15 protein-coding genes are annotated in these 17,207 nt (G+C 32.9%); 14 read left to right on the top strand and 1 reads right to left on the bottom strand.

Annotated features, from left to right (window positions below; translation table 11 throughout):
* The first annotated feature begins 48 nt into the window (after positions 1–48).
* A complete protein-coding gene (locus HGPB_RS07555; RefSeq protein ID WP_019133081.1) occupies positions 49–1,374 on the top strand; it encodes a 2-hydroxyacyl-CoA dehydratase subunit D in 1,326 nt (441 codons plus the stop codon).
* 12 nt (positions 1,375–1,386) lie between these two features.
* Positions 1,387–2,535, top strand: a complete 1,149-nt coding sequence (locus HGPB_RS07550; RefSeq protein ID WP_019133080.1) for a 2-hydroxyacyl-CoA dehydratase subunit D — start codon at positions 1,387–1,389, stop codon at positions 2,533–2,535.
* 492 nt (positions 2,536–3,027) lie between these two features.
* Here HGPB_RS07550 and HGPB_RS07545 read toward each other — a convergent pair whose 3' ends face one another.
* Complete coding sequence (locus HGPB_RS07545) at positions 3,028–3,621, bottom strand: leucine-rich repeat domain-containing protein (protein WP_019133079.1); 594 nt, start codon at positions 3,619–3,621, stop codon at positions 3,028–3,030.
* A 168-nt stretch (positions 3,622–3,789) separates the two neighbouring features.
* On the opposite strand from HGPB_RS07545, the gene HGPB_RS07540 reads away from it, so the two are divergent.
* The 12 genes from HGPB_RS07540 to HGPB_RS07485 all read left to right on the top strand — a co-directional run bounded on the left by HGPB_RS07540 (position 3,790) and on the right by HGPB_RS07485 (position 17,189).
* Positions 3,790–4,839, top strand: a complete 1,050-nt coding sequence (locus tag HGPB_RS07540) for an L-threonylcarbamoyladenylate synthase (protein WP_019133078.1) — start codon at positions 3,790–3,792, stop codon at positions 4,837–4,839.
* An 8-nt stretch (positions 4,840–4,847) separates the two neighbouring features.
* The gene (gene upp, locus HGPB_RS07535) at positions 4,848–5,477 is read left to right on the top strand and encodes a uracil phosphoribosyltransferase (RefSeq protein ID WP_019133077.1); all 630 of its coding nucleotides are present in this window, start codon (positions 4,848–4,850) and stop codon (positions 5,475–5,477) included.
* Between the two features lie 29 nt (positions 5,478–5,506).
* A complete protein-coding gene (locus HGPB_RS07530; protein ID WP_019133076.1) occupies positions 5,507–6,535 on the top strand; it encodes an MraY family glycosyltransferase in 1,029 nt (342 codons plus the stop codon).
* A 2-nt stretch (positions 6,536–6,537) separates the two neighbouring features.
* Positions 6,538–7,653, top strand: a complete 1,116-nt coding sequence (wecB, locus tag HGPB_RS07525) for a non-hydrolyzing UDP-N-acetylglucosamine 2-epimerase (protein WP_019133075.1) — start codon at positions 6,538–6,540, stop codon at positions 7,651–7,653.
* A gap of 265 nt (positions 7,654–7,918) precedes the next feature.
* A complete protein-coding gene (locus HGPB_RS07520; protein WP_019133074.1) occupies positions 7,919–9,103 on the top strand; it encodes an acetyl-CoA C-acetyltransferase in 1,185 nt (394 codons plus the stop codon).
* A gap of 18 nt (positions 9,104–9,121) precedes the next feature.
* Entirely contained in the window at positions 9,122–9,919 is a 798-nt protein-coding gene (locus tag HGPB_RS07515) for an enoyl-CoA hydratase/isomerase family protein (RefSeq protein WP_019133073.1), read from the top strand.
* The gene (locus tag HGPB_RS07510) at positions 9,916–10,764 is read left to right on the top strand and encodes a 3-hydroxyacyl-CoA dehydrogenase family protein (protein ID WP_019133072.1); all 849 of its coding nucleotides are present in this window, start codon (positions 9,916–9,918) and stop codon (positions 10,762–10,764) included. Before HGPB_RS07515 ends, HGPB_RS07510 begins: the two co-directional genes overlap by 4 nt.
* A gap of 413 nt (positions 10,765–11,177) precedes the next feature.
* Positions 11,178–12,632, top strand: a complete 1,455-nt coding sequence (locus tag HGPB_RS07505; RefSeq protein WP_019133071.1) for a YjiH family protein — start codon at positions 11,178–11,180, stop codon at positions 12,630–12,632.
* Positions 12,633–12,819: 187 nt separating this feature from the next.
* Positions 12,820–14,010: a CaiB/BaiF CoA transferase family protein gene (locus tag HGPB_RS07500; protein ID WP_019133070.1), complete on the top strand. Its 1,191-nt coding sequence runs from the start codon at positions 12,820–12,822 to the stop codon at positions 14,008–14,010.
* Between the two features lie 103 nt (positions 14,011–14,113).
* Entirely contained in the window at positions 14,114–15,256 is a 1,143-nt protein-coding gene (locus HGPB_RS07495; protein ID WP_019133069.1) for an acyl-CoA dehydrogenase family protein, read from the top strand.
* 139 nt (positions 15,257–15,395) lie between these two features.
* Positions 15,396–16,175, top strand: coding sequence for an electron transfer flavoprotein subunit beta/FixA family protein (locus tag HGPB_RS07490; RefSeq protein WP_019133068.1), 780 nt, complete (start codon positions 15,396–15,398; stop codon positions 16,173–16,175).
* An 18-nt stretch (positions 16,176–16,193) separates the two neighbouring features.
* On the top strand, positions 16,194–17,189 hold the full coding sequence (locus tag HGPB_RS07485) for an electron transfer flavoprotein subunit alpha/FixB family protein (RefSeq protein WP_019133067.1): 996 nt from the start codon (positions 16,194–16,196) through the stop codon (positions 17,187–17,189).
* Positions 17,190–17,207 lie beyond the last annotated feature (18 nt).

The following is a 17,207-nucleotide window of genomic DNA, read 5'->3' as shown; positions in this document are numbered from 1 at the left end:
TAAGTTAAATTTATAAGATTATTTATATATAGAATTTAGGAGGATATTATGTCTGAAAAAGTATTAGAAAAAATTCCTGGCAAAAAACCAAGACCAATTGAAGGTAAAAAACCAGCAGCTCAAGTTCTTCGTGACGTTGTAGATGCTGTTTATGGAGATGCTTGGGATGCTAAACAAAGAGGAGAATTAGTTGGATGGTCATCATCAAAATTCCCAATTGAGCTTGCAAAAGCTTTTGATTTACAAGTTGTATATCCTGAAAACCACGCAGCAACAACTGCAGCTAAAAAAGATGGATTAAGACTTTGTCAAGTAGCTGAAGATGCAGGTTATGATAACGATATTTGTGGTTATGCAAGAATTTCACTTGCATTTGCACTAGGTGAACCAACTGACTCAAGAAAGATGCCACAACCAGATTTCGTACTATGCTGTAATAACATCTGTAACATGATGACAAAATGGTATGAAAATATAGCAAGAATTCATGACATACCAATGATCATGATTGACATTCCTTATCAAAACACAATCGATGTTCCAGAAGAAAAAGTTGATTACCTAATGGGACAATTCGAATATGCTATAAAAGAACTAGAAAAATTAACAGGCAAAAAATTTGATGAATCAAAATTCCAAGAAGCATGTGATATAGCTAATAGAACAGCAGCAGCTTGGTTAAAAGCTTGTTCATATATGAAATATAAACCATCTCCACTTTCTGGATTTGACCTATTTAACCATATGGCTGATATAGTAGCAGCTAGATGTGATGTTAGAGCAGCTGAAGGATTCGAATTACTTTCTGAAGAATTTGAACAATCAGTAAGAGAAGGTACTTCTACATGGCAATATCCAGAAGAACACAGAATTCTTTTTGAAGGTATACCATGCTGGCCAGCACTTAGACCACTATTCGAACCACTAAAGAATAAAGGGGTTAACGTAACAGCAGTTGTTTATGCACCTGCATTTGGATTTAGATATGAAACAGTTAGAGAAATGGCTGCAGCTTATTGTAAAGCTCCATGCTCTGTATGTATAGAAGACGGAGTTGAATGGAGAGAAACAATGGCTAAAGAAAATGGTATAAGTGGTGCATTAGTAAACTTCAACAGATCATGTAAACCATGGTCAGGAGCTATGCCTGAAATTTCAAGAAGATGGAAGGAAGACTTAGACATACCTGTAGTTTACTTTGATGGAGACCAAGCAGACGAAAGAAACTTCTCAGTAGAACAATACAAGACTAGAGTTCAAGGTTTAGTTGAAATCATGGAAGAAAGAAAACAAGATAGAATCGCTAAAGGCGAAGAAATTTACACTAACTTTGAAAACACAAAAGAAACTGACTGGTCAAAAACAACTATATAAGTGAGGTATGAAATGAGCGAGTTAAGAGAATTATTAGATAATTTATGTCATATAGCTGAAAATCAAAGAGAACAAATTGATAAATATTTAGCTGAAGGTAAAAAATGTGTTGGAGTATTCCCATATTATGCACCTGAAGAAATTATATACGCAGGCGGACTTGTACCTATAGGAGTATGGGGTGGACAAGGTCCAATAGAAAAAGCTAAAAACTATTTCCCAACATTTTATTATTCATTAGCATTAAGATGTTTAGAAATGTCACTTGATGGCTCATTAGACGGTCTATCTGCTTCAATGTTAACAACACTTGATGATACTTTAAGACCATTATCACAAAACTATAAAGTATCAGCTGGAAGAAAAATTCCAATGATATTCTTAAACCATGGTCAACACAGAAAAGAAGACTTTGGTAAAGAATACAATGCTAGAATTTTCAACGAAGCAAAAGAAGAATTAGAAAAGATTTGTGATGTAAAAATTACAGATGAAAATCTAAAGAAAGCTTTTGAAGTTTACAATGAAAATAGAGCACTTCAAAGAGAATTTGTAAAACTTGCAGCAAGTCATCCACAAACTATAAAAGCATCTGAAAGATGTAGAGTTCTTAAAGCATCAAACCACATGCTTAAAGATGAACACTCTGAATATCTAAAGAAAATCAATGCTATTTTAAAAGATATGCCAGAAGAAGATTGGGATGGACTAAAAGTTATTACATCTGGTGTTATAACTGATAACCCAGGTCTATTAGATATTTTTGACCAATACAAGGTTGCTATAGTTGGAGACGACGTAGCAGCTGAATCTAGAGGACTTAAAGTAGATGTTGATACTTCAATTGAAGATCCAATGCTAGCGCTTGCTGATCAATTTGCTAGAATGGACGAAGATCCACTACTATATGACCCAGATATTTGGAAGAGACCAGCTTATGTTGTAAATCTTGCTAAAGAAAGCGGAGCTGACGGATGTCTATTATTCATGATGAACTTCAATGATACTGAAGAAATGGAATATCCTTCACTTAAAAAAGCTTTTGAAGAAGCAGGAATCCCACTTATTAAAATGGGTTATGACCAACAAATGGTTGACTTTGGACAAGTTAAAACTCAATTACAAACATTCAGTGAAATTGTTGAGTTAAACAAATTCTAATTTATAAAAGATAAAGAGTGAGTAGGAAACTACTTGCTCTTTTTTTTATGCTCTAAAAGACATTAAATAGAAAAAATTAGAAATATAAGAAGCTTGATTATTAAATAAGATTAGGATAAAAATTATTATAGATATTTTTAAAAAAGTTTAATAATTTAGTTTTATTAAATACTTTTGTAGAATTGATTAAATTGATACTGTAATTTATAGATATAAAAAATACTTAATATAAAAAATCAAATTAGATTTATATATATTAGAAGTTAAAGAATAGGTGAGAAGGCTATATAAGTTGCTAGATAGTAAAAATGATATATTGTATAAAATAGGAAAATTTTCTAGAATAGCAAAGTTAATAATTAAATAGAAAGAGATTAAAATGCTTCTATTAAATAAAAAGTTTAAAAAATAAACTTGAAAATTAAATATAAGATAAATAAAAAAAGCTATAGTATTATACTATAGCTTTAAAAATTCATAAAATATTTTTAATTATTCTTCAGTAATTTCAGTGCCTTCTTCAAAAGCATATCTGTGAAGTTCTTCGATAGTTTTAGGTACGCTTACTTCACTGATATTATTTTTGTGGAATGCAAACATATTAATTTTTTTGATTGATTTTGGAATTCTAACTTCTTCTAGTGAATTCTTATAAAAAGCTGATGTGTCAATTACTTCAACAGTATCTGGAAGATCGATTTCTTCAAGATTATTAAGTGCAAATGCTGATGGTCCCATGAAAGTTAAATTTTTAGGGAAATGAACTTTTTCAAGTTTATTTCTATAAAAAGCAAAACCATCAATAAATTTAACAGCATCAGGAATATGTACTTCAGTTAGATTACAAACTCCAAATGCATCATAGCCGATAGTTTCAACAGTTTCAGGAATTTCAACAGATGTTAATTTTCTTCTAAAAAAAGCGTTTTCTCCGATATGTCTAATAGGTGTTCCATCAGGTGCAGTTTTTGGAACTATCATATCAGTTAAACCTTCGTTTTTGATTTTGTCTTTTCCTTTTCTTGTCATACCTTTTAATATATCACCATCAAAAATAAAATCATCATTTTCGAATACGCTACTCATTTTGTTCCTCCTTATAAAATCAATAACTTAAATTAATTATAACATATAAAATAGCTTCTTTAAAGCTTAATAAGGCTTAAAAACTAATGTGGCAAGAGCCGAATTTATATAATCTTGTTACAGAAGCAAATGGCTGATATAATAGTATAGATATGAGAGGTTTTATATATGAAAACAAAAATTATCAAATTGAAAGAAGACAAATTATCTAAAGAGGATTTAGAAATTATTGACCAAGCCTTTAGGGATGGAAAACTTGTAGTTTTTCCTACTGAAACAGTCTATGGGCTTGGTGCAAATGGTCTAGATCCAGATGCGGATAAAAAAATATTTAAGGCTAAGGGCAGACCAAGTGATAATCCTTTGATCTTGCATATAGCTTATATGTCGCAAATAAATGAATTGGTTAAAGAAATACCTGATGTAGCAAGAGAATTATCAGATAATTTTTGGCCAGGTCCTTTGACTATGATTTTTAATAAATCAGATCTTGTACCAGATGCAGTAACAGCAGGACTTGATACTGTTGCTATCAGGATGCCATCGCATCCAGTTGCTAGGGAAATTTTAAAATATACAAAACTTCCAATAGCAGCTCCATCTGCAAATCTTTCTGGAAAGCCATCTCCAACAACTTATAAAAGAGTTATGGAAGATCTTGATGGACTTGTAGATATAATTGTTGATGGTGGTAAACCAAGTTATGGTATTGAATCGACTGTTCTTGATCTTACATCAGACCCAGCAATGATTCTTAGACCAGGTGGGGTTACAAAAGAAGATTTAAGGAAAATCATTCCTAATATAGCAATTGATAATACTATTATCGATTCAAATGATAAGACAGTTCCTAAATCACCAGGTCAGAAATATAAACATTATGCTCCTCAAGCTGATTGTTATACTTTTGCTGGAGACCCATTTAATGTAGTAAATGAAATAAATAAGAGAATTGAAACAAATAAAGATAAAAAAATAGCAGTTCTTGCAACAGATCAAACAGTAGATGAATATGAGGGAGCCTATATGGTTATAAATTTAGGGAGTAGAGAAAATCTACGAGAAATTGCCCAAAATTTGTTTGAGGCTTTGAGAAGTTGCGACGATAATAAAGTAGATATAATTTATGCTGAAGGATTCGAGCTTAGAGGGCTTGGAGTTGGTATTATGAATAGACTATTAAAGGCTTCAGCAGGTAAAGTAGTTTTAGGTTTATAGGAGGAAATATGGGAAAATTAGTTGTTACAGATCATCCGTTAATTCAACACAAACTTACTATTCTTAGAAAGAAAGACACATCATCAATGGAATTTAGAAATCTAGTTACAGAAATAGCATCACTAATGTGCTATGAAGTTACAAGAGATCTTGAGCTTAGAGATATAGAAGTTGAAACTCCACTAGCTAAATGCACTGGAAAAGAAATTTCAGGAAAGAAAATTGGTTTCGTTCCTATTTTAAGAGCAGGACTTGGCATGGTTGATGGGGTATTAAATATAATACCTGGTGCAAGAGTTGGACACATAGGAATGTATAGAGACCCAGAAACACTAAAACCAGTATCTTATTATTGTAAATTGCCAAAAGATGTAAGCGAAAGATTGATAATACCACTTGATCCAATGCTAGCAACTGGTGGAACTTTAATAGCAGCAATTGATGAGCTAAAAAGTTTGGGAGTAACATCAATTAGAACTCTTAATATAATCGCTGCGCCAGAAGGAATTGAAGCGGTACAAAAAGCACATCCAGATGTAGATATTTATGTTGCATGTGTAGATGAAAAACTTAATGAAGATGCCTATATAGTGCCAGGTCTAGGAGATGCTGGAGATAGGTTATTCGGTACAAAATAATTTAAAGTTAGGAAGTTAGTTAAATAAATATGGAAAAAATATATTTTTCACTGATTATATCAGCTATACTTTCTCTTGTTCTGACGCCTCTTGCAAGAAAATTTGCTATAAAATTTAATTTTATAGATGTGCCAAAGGACAATAGAAGAGTCCACACTAAGGCAATACCTTTGCTTGGAGGACTTGCGATATTTTTAGCTGTTATAATAGCAATCTTTATATTTTTAGACTATAAGGGTGAAAGACTTGGACTTTTAATAGGATCTACACTCATACTAGCATCTGGAATTATTGATGATAAATATAATCTAAGTCCAAAAGCAAAGATGGGCTTTCAAATTTTAGCGGCAATAATTTTAGTAGTTTTTGGTGTTAGAATAGAGTTTTTCACCAACCCATTTAATATGGGACAAAGTTTGGTATTTTTAGAATTTCTATCAGTACCTATAACTATATTTTGGATAGTTGGAATTACAAATACTATAAATCTAATAGACGGATTAGACGGATTAGCAGCTGGAGTTTCCATGATCAGCTCTATATCACTTATGTTTATAGCAAGAAGCTTTGGATTTTATGATATATCTATTTTAGCAGCTATAGTGGCCGGAGCATGTTTAGGATTTTTACCCTATAATTTTAATCCTGCCAAGATTTTTATGGGAGATGCTGGAGCCTTGTTTTTGGGTTTTGTACTTTCATATATTTCTATAGAAGGAGTAATGAAATCTGCTGCAGCCTTGACAATTTTTGTACCAGTTTTGATACTAGCTGTACCAGTTTTCGATACAGCCTTTGCCATGGTTAGAAGAAAATTAAGTGGTAAGAGCATGGTATCAGCAGATAAGGGACACCTGCACCACAGACTGTTAAGACTAGGTTTAAATCAAAAACAAACTGTTTTAGTTTTATATTTTATATCCATAGTTTTTGGTCTAATTGCAAATCTACTATCTAATATTGATGCGAAATTAGGTATATTCATTTCAAGCTTAGTTATTTTTTCAGTTATTCTAATAGCATATATGTTTGGAATGTTTAAGTCTAAGGAGGAATAAATTTGAAAGTAATATGTGTCTTTGGTACAAGACCTGAGGCAATAAAAATGGCACCAATAGTAAAAGAGCTTAAAAGAAGAAAAAACATAGAAACTCTTGTTGCAGTAACAGGACAACATAGACAAATGCTTGACCAAGTTTTAAAAGTATTTGATATTGAGCCTGATTATGACATGAATATATTTAAACAAGGACAAAGTTTGAGCGATATAACAGTAAACTCTTTAACAAGACTGGATAAAATTTTGGAAGAAGAAAAACCAGATCTTTTATTAGTCCAAGGAGATACAAGCACTGTATTTGCTGGAGCTCTTAGTGCATTTTATAAGAAAATAAAAATTGGTCATATAGAAGCTGGTTTAAGATCAGATAATCTATATTCACCTTATCCAGAAGAAGCAAATAGAAGACTTACAAGTGTACTTACAAACTTTCACTTTGCTCCAACAAAAGGAAGTAAAGAAAATCTTTTGAAAGAAGGATTTGACGAAAAAAACATCTATGTAACTGGAAACACAGTAATAGATGCCTTAAAATACGCTGTCAAAAAAGAACATAAATTTGACCAAGAAATATTAAATGAACTTGACTATGAAAATAAAAAAATAGTTCTTCTTACATCACACAGAAGAGAAAACATAGGACAAGCAATGGAAAATATATTCTCTGCAGTAAATGATGTTGTAAATGAACATGATGATGTTGAAGTTGTATTTCCAGTCCATTTAAATCCAAAAGTTAGAGAAATTGCAAATAAAATATTCAAAGACAATGAAAAAATACATATGATTGAGCCGCTTGATTATTTACCTTTTTCAAAGCTTATGAGCAAGGTAGAACTTGTGATTACTGATTCTGGTGGAATACAAGAAGAAGCACCAGCCTTAGGAAAACCAGTAATAGTTGTAAGAGAAGAGACTGAAAGGATGGAGGGTGTTTTAGCAAACACTGCTATACTAGCAGGAACATCTTATCAAAAAATCTATGACAGCTTTAAAAGCTTAATAGAAGATCAAGAATTATATGAAAAAATGGCAAAAGCAATAAATCCATATGGAGATGGAAAAGCTGCTGTAAATATAATTGATATAATAGAAAAGGAATTTGACTTAAAATAGTCACTTTAGCTATTGAAAAAAATTAAATATTTAATTATAATAGTCATGATATTAAAAATATTTGACTATCTATAGACGTTTTTTTTTAAAAGCTGACCGGTATTAAATTTTAATATCTGTCAGCTTATTTTCTTTATTGTCAATTTTTATGTTTAAGCCTTTGTGATCTTGGTATATTTATAATGTAATATATATTGATAAATAGCGAGTAATAAGCTTTTATAGGCGATTAAATTATCAATTTAATAAAAAATAGGAGGATTTTATGGGAAAAATAGTTATAGCAAGTGCAGCGAGAACTGCTATTGGATCATTCGGTGGAGTATTTAAAAATGTTAGTGCGCTTCAATTAGGAGTTACAGCTGCTAAAGAAGCAATGAAAAGAGCAAACAACCTAGACCCAGCACTAATCGATGAAGTAATTATAGGAAATGTTTTACAAGCAGGACTTGGACAAAACATAGCAAGACAAGTTTCAATTAATGCAGGAGTACCAAAAGAAGTTCCAGCAATGACAATCAATAAAGTTTGTGGATCAGGTCTTAGAGCAGTATCACTTGCTACACAAATTATTAAAGCAGGAGATGCTGAAGTAGTTCTTTGTGGTGGAACAGAATCAATGTCACAATCACCTTATCTAATTCCTAAGGCAAGATGGGGAGCTAGAATGGGTGATAATCAAATCGTTGATGAAATGATTAAAGACGGACTTTGGGATGCATTTAATGACTACCATATGGGAATCACTGCTGAAAACGTAGCAGAAAAATACAATATCACTAGAGAAGATCAAGATAAACTTGCAACAAGATCTCAAAACCTAGCTTGCAAAGCAAGAGACGAAGGAATATTTGATGAAGAAATAGTTCCAGTAGAAGTAAAAGACAGAAAAGGCAATGTAACAATAATAGACAAAGATGAACACCCAAGAGAAGGCGTAACTGAAGAAAGTCTTGGAAAATTAAGACCAGCCTTCAAACGTGATGGTGGAAGTGTTACAGCTGGTAACGCATCAGGCATCAATGATGGTGCAGCTATGGTTGTAGTTATGACTGAAGAAAAAGCAAAAGAACTTGGCATAGAACCACTTGCAACAGTTGTTTCTTATGCATCAGCTGGTGTTGACCCTGCAATCATGGGAACAGGACCTATCCCTGCAACAAGAAAAGCAGTAGAAAAAGCTGGTATAGAAATAAAAGATTTAGACCTAATCGAAGCAAACGAAGCATTCGCAGCACAAGCTTGTGCAGTAGTTAATGAACTAGAACTTGATCTTGATAAGGTAAATGTAAACGGTGGAGCTGTAGCCCTTGGTCACCCAATAGGTGCATCAGGCACAAGAATTCTAATCTCATTATTATTTGAAATGAAAAGAAGAAAATCTCACCTTGGATTAGCAACACTTTGTATAGGCGGAGGACAAGGAACAGCTTTAATAGTAGAAAGATAAGCAAAGGGTGTATAGACCGTGAATTATGAATTTTTAAAATTAGAGCAAAGAGACAATATTTTAATAATCACAATTGATAAAGAAAGTACTCTAAACGCTTTAAATACCCAACTTTTAAATGAAATTAGTGACTGTTTTACAGAAATTAACAACAGAGACGACATAACTGTTGTTATAATTACAGGCAAAAACAAATCATTTGTAGCAGGTGCTGATATTTCAGAAATGGTTGATTTCACACCAGAAAAAGCTCTAAGATTTACTAAAAGAGGAAATGCTATATTCTTAGAAATAGACCATTCCAACAAGGTTGTTATAGCTGCTATAAATGGCTATGCTCTAGGAGGAGGTTGCGAGCTTGCAATGGCTTGTGATTTAAGAATAGCATCAGAAAAAGCTATATTTGGTCAGCCAGAAGTGGGACTTGGAATAATACCTGCATTTGGTGGAACTCAAAGGCTTCCAAGATTAGTAGGTGCTGCAAAAGCTAAAGAATTAATATTTACAGGAGAAAGCATAACAGCAAAAGAAGCTTTAGATATTGGTCTTGTAAATTATCTAGTAAAGCCTGAAGAACTTATGGATAAAGCCTTAGAGATAGCAGAAAAAATCAGCCACAACTCAAGAGTTGGAGTTATGCAAGCTAAAAGATCAATAAATATAGGACTTCAAACTGATATAGCAACAGGTATACAAGTTGAAGGAACTAATTATGAATTTTGCTTTGGCTATGATGAATATAAAATAGGCATGGAAGCATTCTTAAATAAAAAGAAAGCTAACTATAAAGAAAAAAGAGTGGAGGATAGGAAATGAAAATAGGTGTAATTGGATCTGGAACTATGGGATCTGGAATAGTTGAAGTAGCAGCTAAATTCCATGATGTTGTACTAAAAAGTAGAAATCTTACAGATGAAAAAACAGCAAGAATTAAAGGAAAAATAGAAAAAGCTTACTCAAAAGCAGTATCCAAAGGAAGAATGACTCAAGAAGAAATGGATAAGGCTATGAGTAAAATAACATTAACAGATGAATTTAAAGATATGGCTGATTGTGATGTTATTATTGAAGCAGCAACAGAAGATCCAAAGGTAAAAAAAGAATATCTACAAGAATTAGACGAACTTTGTGACGAAAAAACAATTCTTGCAACTAATACATCTTCATTAAGTATTACTGATATAGCTGAATCTTGTAATAGACCAGACAGAGTAATCGGTATGCACTTTTTCAATCCAGTTTCTGCAATGAAATTAATTGAAATCATTAAAGGACTTACAACAAGTGAAGAAACTAAAGAAAAAATCATTGAATTATGTAAAGAAATTGGAAAAACTCCAGTAGAAGTTGAAGAAGCTCCAGGCTTTGTTGTAAACAGAATTTTAATTCCACTGATCAACGAAGGAATCGGAATCTACGCAGAAGGAGTAGCTTCAGCAGAAGATATCGATACTGCAATGAAACTTGGTGCAAACCATCCTATGGGACCTCTAGAACTAGGCGACTTAGTTGGACTTGATATAGTTCTAGCTATTATGGACGTTCTATATGACGAATTTAGAGATCCTAAATACAGAGCTCATCCACTTCTAAGAAAAATGGTAAGAGCAAATTTACTAGGCAGAAAAACTGGCAAAGGATTCTACGACTATAGTAAATAATAATTAAATAAAAATAAAAATTGAAACGTGTCTTTTATTATTTAAAAAGAAAAGGCTAAAATGAGCCATCTTTTAAAATAAAAAAGATGCGTTTTTTTATTTTAATAAAAATTTATAAAATATGTGATTAAAAAATTTTTATTGGGTATCATTAGAAAGAGAAACAAAACAATTAAATTACTAGCTAAAAAAATTATTAATATAATTTTTTATAAGTTTTCATGTATAGATTGTTGTAAATGAAAAGGTTTTCTAGTCTACTTTGCTTTACCAAACTAATCTTAAAACTTATAAAAGTAAATCATAATAGCAAGCAATTTGATTGATCATGAATTAAATATTTAATTTATGATACGTAATTATATGGATTTATACAAATTCATCAAATTTATTTTCGTCGAAGGAGGATTAACATGAAAGAAAATAAAAACACTAATTTTGAGAACGAAAATTTAAAGACTGGACAAGTTGAAGATGAAGCTCTGAAACATGAGCAAGCACTTAATGAAAAGGTTGGTATTAAGGTTGATTATAGTACCCTTACTCCAGCAAACCTTTTGAAAGCAATTATATTTTCAGGTATAGGAATATTTATATTCTTTATACCATGTGTAACAGGAGCTGACGGAGAAGCTTTGGTTCCTATGGTTTACTTAGTAAACACAGCAAAAGCAGCAGCAAGTGGAATACTTCACCACTTAGTAATGATAGTTTGCATAGGACTTTCCATTACATACACAATTGGGAAAGCAAAAAAAGATTCTGCTCTTGGAAAATTCCACGAAAAAGATGGTCCATTTACAGGTATTCTATATTATCTATCAGCAATATTCTCAACAATGCTAGTATTTCAAGTTGGACCAGAACAAATACTTAATCCAGATGTTGGTGGACTAGCAATAGATCTTGCAGGATCAACACTATTTACAGTAACAATAGCTGGTTGGTTAGTAACATTCTTAATTGAATTTGGTGTTCTAGAATTAATAGGAACATTAATCGAACCAATCATGCGTAGAGTATTCTTACTACCTGGACAATCTGCAGTAGATGCTTTATCATCATTCGTTGCAGCACCAGCAGTAGGTGTATTTATTACAAACAAACTTTATGACGAAAGCGTATATACAGAAAAAGAAGCTTGCTGTATCATGACAAACTTCTCAGTAGTATCACTAGGATTCTTCGCACTATTAGTATCAATCACAGATACACAATATATGTATGGTAATGCAGTATTATTCTCACTACTTACAGTATTTATACTAGCTGTAATAGTAATAAGAATTCCACCTCTATCAAAGAAAAAGAACGAATATAGAAACGGAACAATACAAACTCCTGAAATGAGAAAACCTGGTAAATATGATTCTAAGATCTTTAAAAGAGCTATAGCAGCAGCTACAACAAAAGCATCTGGAACTGAATACAAAGTATTCTTAACAGCATTTAAAGACGTATTCTCATTTGCACTAAAAGTTGTATCTTTCGTACAAGCATTAACAGTAATTTCAACTTTTATATCTACTTACACTCCAGCATTTGAATGGATAGGTAAACCAATGGTTCCATACCTAAGACTTATGGGTCTTGAAAATGCTGACGTAATAGCGCCAGCTACACTAGTAGGTATAGCAGAAATCGCACTTCCAGTTATGACAATAGCAGGAAAGGCAATAGCACCAGCAAGTATATTCTTTGTAATAGTTCTTTCAACAGTACAAATTATATTCTTCACAGAAAGTGCTAATGCAATGTTACAATCAGACGCTGGACTAAAAGTTGGCGAATTAATACTTATATTTATATTAAGAACATTAATAGCAGTTCCAATAGTAGCATTATTTGCAAAACTGTTGTATGCATAAATTAGAAAAATTTTAACAAACATACGAAAATTTGACGATAATAGTTTAATCTAAATAATAACTATTAATATTGAATTTAATGTTGTAAAATAAAACAGTATGAAATAATATGATAGTGAAAACTATCATATTATTTTGTACTTTACAATGTTAATTACATCATTAAATAAGGAGGAATAAATTAGAAATGGATAAAGCTCTAGCAGGAATTAAAGTATTAGACTTTACAAACGTTCTTGCAGGTCCTTTCTGTACAAGTAACTTATCTGACCTTGGGGCAGAAGTTATAAAAATTGAAAGACCTGGAACAGGCGATGGTAGCCGTATATTTGGACCTTTTATAAATGACCAAAGTGGATATTACATATTCGCAAACAGAGGTAAGAAAGGTATAGACCTTAACTTTAAAAGTGATAAAGCTAAGGAAATCGTATACGAGCTAGTAAAAAAAGTTGATGTAGTAGTTGAAAACTTCAAACCAGGTGTTATGGAAAAACTTGGTTTCTCATATGAAAAATTAAAAGAAATTAATCCATCAATTATTTACTGTTCAATTTCTGGATTTGGACAAGACAGTCCACACAGAAACTTACCTGCATATGATATAGTTGCACAAGGTAGAGCAGGTATGATGAGCATTACAGGTTATCCTGATAATCCACCAGCAAGAGTTGGTAGTTCATTAGGTGATATCAGTGCTGGTCTATATGCAGCATATGGTATTATGGTTGCTCTATTCCACAGAGAAAGAACTGGAGAAGGACAACTAGTTGATATCGCTATGATGGATAGTGTATTCACATTTATAGAAACAAATATAGTAAGACATACAATAGGTGGCATTATGCCAAAAAGAGTTGGAGCAAGACACCCACTTTCTGCACCATTTGATATTTACAAATGTAAAGATGGTGGTTATGTAATTATAGCTGTTGCAAGTGATCCACACTTCCAAAGACTATGTGATGTAATGGGACAACCAGATCTTCCAAAGAATCCTAAATTTGACTCTGACCCACATAGATCAGAAAACGATGTAGAATTAAAAGCTATAATAGAAGAATGGTTAAAAGATTACACAGTTGATGAAGCAATTGACAAATTCAACGAAGTAGGAATCCCATGTGGACCAATATTTGATGTAGCTCAAGCTTGTAAAGATGAAAGTATTCTTCACAGAGACATGCTTGTTGAAATTGATCAACCAGGAGCAGGTAAGTTAAAGATCACTGGTAACCCAGTTAAACTATCTAAAACTCCACCAGATCCAGCACATCCAGCACCACTTCTTGGCCAACATACAGAAGAAGTTCTTAAAGAAGAACTTGGCTATAGTGATGATGAAATAGCAAAATTAAAAGACGAAGGCGTATTTTAATTTGCTTTTTAATAAAAATATAATTATAATGTAGTGGTTAGATAATAAATTATCAGTTACTACTAACAACTAAAATAATTAAAAGTATTTAAAGGAGGAAATAATGAATTTTAAGTACACAGATGACCAAATTGAAATCAGACGTATGGTAAGAGATTGGGCTCAAGGATCTTTAGCACCAAGAGCTGAAGAAGTAGACAAAACTCAAGAATTCCCATGGGATAACGTTAAAGGACTTATGGAACAAGACCTTATGGGTATTGCATATGATGAAGAACTAGGCGGCGGTGGCGCTGATGCTATTTCTGAAGCAATCGCTATGGAAGAAGTAACAGCAGCATGTGCAGCAACTGGTTCAATCATGACTGGTCACTACCTAGGATTTGACGCTATTTACTTAGCAGGTAATGAAGAACAAAAAGAAAAATGGTTAAGACCAGCTCTTGAAGGTGAAAAACTTGCAGCTTTTTGTTTAACAGAACCAGCAGGTGGATCTGACCCAACAGCAACTAGAACAACAGCAGTTGAAGATGGCGATGACTACGTAATCAACGGTGTAAAACACTTTATCACAAGTGGTGCAGAAGCTGATTTCTTAACAGTATTTGCTATGACTGACCGTTCAAAAGGAAGAGACGGACTTACTTGTTTCGTAGTAGAAAAAGGAACTCCAGGAATGACTCCAGGCGCATGTGACGATAAAATGGGTATCAGAGGAGCTCTTACTTGGGAAATGGTATTTGAAGATTGTAGAGTACCAAAAGAAAACATCGTTGGCGAAATTGGTAAAGGATACAGACTTGCTCTTGATGTAATTGATAGAGGTCGTATCGGTATAGCAGCAATGTGTATTGGTGTTTCTCAAAGAGCTTTTGATTTAGCTGTTAAATATGCTAAAGAAAGAGAAGTATTTGGTAGACCAATCAGCAAATTCCAAGGTATTGCATGGATGATCGCTGACATGGGAACTCAACTAGAAGCAGCAAGAATGCTAACTTACTATGCAGCTGACTTAAAAGACAGAGGAGAAAACTTCTCTAAAGTAGCTTCTATGGCTAAAGTATTCGGTGCAGAATCTGCTCACAAAATTGTAACTACAGCTCTTCAAATCCACGGTGGATATGGTTACATGAAAGAATACGAAATTGAAAGACTTTACAGAGACCAAAGAATATTAGAATTATTCGAAGGTACTTCTCAAATTCAAAGAATAGTAATTTCTGGTCAAATTTTAAGAGAAAATTAATTTCAATTAAAAATTAATCAGTTGTAATTGTTTTAGAGCAAGACAAACGGTTGTAACGAAATCTTAAGTCTTGCTTTAAAACTTTATAAGCTATAAATAGGTTTAGAATATATAAAATTATAAAGGAGAGAGATCAAGTATGAATATAATGGTTTGTATTAAGCAAGTACTTGATAACGCGGTAGTACCAAAAGTTGACGAAGCTAACAACCGTGTTATTAAAGATGGTGTTGAAACCATGGTCAGCCCATTTGATCAACATGCTATCGAAGCTGCACTTCAATTAACTGAAGAACACGGCGGAGAAGTAAGTGTTATAACAGTGGGAAATGAAGATAGTAAACAATCACTTAAAATTGGTTTAGCTATGGGAGCTGCTCATGCATATCTTGTAAATGTAGATGATCCTAAAGTTGAAGATCCAGATGCATATATAACAGCTGAAATATTAGCTAAAGCTATCAAAAGCATTGGAGAATTCGATTTAATTCTTTGTGGTAAACAAGCAATAGATGCAGATGATGCTCAAGTAGGAGCTCAACTTGCAGAACAACTTGACATTCCACAAATCACTTTCATCGAAGAAATTCAAGAAGTTACAGAAGATAAAATCACTTGTAAAAGAGTAAGCTCATTCAACGAACAAATTGTTGAATCAACAATGCCAGCTGTTTTAACTTGTGAAAAATCTCTTAACGAACCAAGATACCCAACCCTTAAACGTACAAGAAAAGCTAATAAGATGGAAATTCCTGTAATTGAATTATCTTCACTTGACGTTGAGTTAGATGCACAACCTACAAGAACAGTTAAACTATACACACCACCTGAAAGAGAAGGCGGAGAAGTTATAACTGGTGAACCAGAAGAAATAGGCGTAATAGCTGTTCAAAAGCTTGTAGAAGCTAAGATTATTTAATAAGGAGGAAACAAAGCAATGGCAGAAACAAAAGTATTAGTTTGTCTTGAACAAAATGGCGGTTCTATCAGCGGTGTATCCTTTGAAGTTTTAAGTGAAGCTAGAAAACTAGCTGATAAATTATCATACGATCTAGGCGCTATTCTAATCGGTAGTGGCGTTGAAGAAGCTGCAAAAAATGCTTCTAAATACGGTGCAGACAAAGTATTTGTTGCTGATGACGAAGTTCTTAAAGAATACCGTAGTGAAGCATATGCAAAAGTTGTTGATAAAGTAGTAACTGATAATAGTGCTGAAATTTTATTATTCCCAGCAACTCAAAACGGAAAAGATTTAGCTGCTAGATTTGCTGCAAAAGCTGGAACAGGACTTGCTTCAGATTGTACAGCAATAGCTCTAAATGATGATAATAACATGGTATGTACTAGACCTATCTACGGTGGTAACGTAATGATAGACCTAGAATGTCCAGAAAAAAGACCTCAAATGGCTACTATCAGACCAAACTCTATGGAAAGAGTAGAATGTGAAAAAGCTGGCGAAGTAGTTAAGGTTGAATTAGATTTTGCAGAAGAAGATATTCGTACAATAGTTAAAGACGTTATCGAAAAAGCTGGTGGAGAAATCAGTTTAGCAGATGCTTCTATTATCGTAACTGGTGGTAGAGGACTTGGAGATGCTAGCGGATTTGACCTAATCAGAGAATTTGCTCAAACTCTAGGAGCAGCAGTTGGTGCTTCAAGAGCAGCAGTAGATAGTGGTTGGATTGAATATGAACACCAAGTTGGACAAACTGGTAAAACAGTTAGCCCTAAACTTTATGTAGCATGTGGTGTTTCAGGTGCTCTTCAACATTTAGCTGGTATGAAAACATCTGATGTAATCGTTGCAATTAACAAAGATGAAGAAGCTCCTATCATGTCTGTAGCTAACTACGGTATTGTTGGAGACCTTTACAAAGTTATCCCTGTAATGATTGAAGAAATCAACAAAGTTTTCGAAGCTAGAAAATAAAATAAAATAAATTTAAGG

Source organism: Peptoniphilus obesi ph1, from assembly GCF_000311865.1.
In the GTDB taxonomy this organism is placed as follows: Bacteria; Bacillota; Clostridia; order Tissierellales; family Peptoniphilaceae; genus Peptoniphilus_E; species Peptoniphilus_E obesi.
This window is presented reverse-complemented; position numbering and strand designations above follow the sequence as displayed.